The sequence below is a fragment of the Protofrankia sp. Cr1 genome (assembly GCF_963555865.1).
GTDB lineage: Bacteria > Actinomycetota > Actinomycetes > Frankiales > Frankiaceae > Protofrankia.
In genome coordinates this window covers 9,261-10,517 of the sequence record NZ_CAUVXO010000113.1, presented here as the reverse complement: position 1 = coordinate 10,517, position 1,257 = coordinate 9,261, and the positions used below count along the sequence as shown (strand labels likewise).

The 1,257-nt window shown below is 75.9% G+C and carries 1 protein-coding gene; it reads left to right on the top strand.

What is annotated here, in order from left to right:
* Positions 1-30 precede the first annotated feature (30 nt).
* On the top strand, positions 31-1,257 hold the full coding sequence (gene fabF / locus U9980_RS11670; RefSeq protein ID WP_322767931.1) for a beta-ketoacyl-ACP synthase II: 1,227 nt from the start codon (positions 31-33) through the stop codon (positions 1,255-1,257).

Genomic DNA, 1,257 nt, shown 5'->3' with positions numbered 1-1,257 from the left:
GTCCTACATCCAGCGGGCGGGTGTCGCAGCGTGACCGAGACCCCCAGGCAGGTCGTGGTCACCGGCCTCGGGGCAACCACTCCACTTGGCGGCGACGTCGCGTCCACGTGGGAGGGGCTGCTCGCGGGCCGCTCCGGGGCCCGCCGCCTCACCGAGGACTGGGTCGAACAGCTACCGGTCCACATCGCCGCACCGCTGGCGGTGGAGCCCCCGCTGGGCCGGGTCGAGGCCCGCACCATCGACCGGGTCCAGCAGCTCGCCCTGGTCGCCGCCCGGGAAGCCTGGGCCGACGCCGGCACGCCCGAGGTCGACCCCGAACGCCTCGCGGCGGTGATCGGCTCCGGGATCGGCGGGGTCCTGACCCTGCTCAGCCAGTACGACGTGCTGCGCGAACGGGGGGCGCGCCGGGTCTCCCCGCACGTGGTGCCGATGCTGATGCCCAACGGCCCGGCCGCCACCGTCGGGCTCGCCTTCACCGCCCGCGCCGGCGTGCACGCCCCGGTCAGCGCGTGTGCGTCCGGGGCGGAGGCCATCGGCTACGCCCTGGACATGCTCCGGGCCGGCCGGGCCGACATCGCCCTCGCCGGGGGGTCGGAGGCGGCGATCCACGCGCTGCCGCTGGCCGGGTTCGCCCAGATGCAGGCCCTGTCCCGGCGCAACGACGCGCCGGGGGAGGCGTCCCGGCCGTTCGACAAGGGCCGGGACGGCTTCGTGCTCGGTGAGGGCGCCGGGGTGCTGGTGCTGGAGACCGCCGACCACGCCCGCGCCCGGGGCGCGCGGGTGTACGCCACCCTGGCCGGTTCGGGTACCAGCGCGGACGCCTACCACGTGGCGGCACCCGAACCCAGCGGTGCCGGCGCGGCCCGGGCGGTGCGTGCGGCGCTGCGCTGCGGCGGGCTCGTCCCGACCGACGTCGTACACGTCAACGCCCACGCCACCTCCACCCGGGTCGGGGACGTCGCCGAGGCCCGGGCGCTGCGGGCCGCGCTCGGGGCCGCGCTCGACCGGGTCACCGTGACCTCGACCAAGTCGATGACCGGGCACCTGCTGGGCGCGGCCGGCGCGGTCGAGGCGGTGTTCTGTGTCCTGGCGCTGCGCGACCGCACGGTGCCGGCCACCCGCAACCTCGACGCGCTCGACGACGAGATCGATCTGGATGTGGTGGCCATCGACAACCGGGCCATCCCGACCGGTGCGGTGTTGTCGAACTCGTTCGGTTTCGGCGGGCACGACGTCTGCCTCGCCTTCACACCCTGA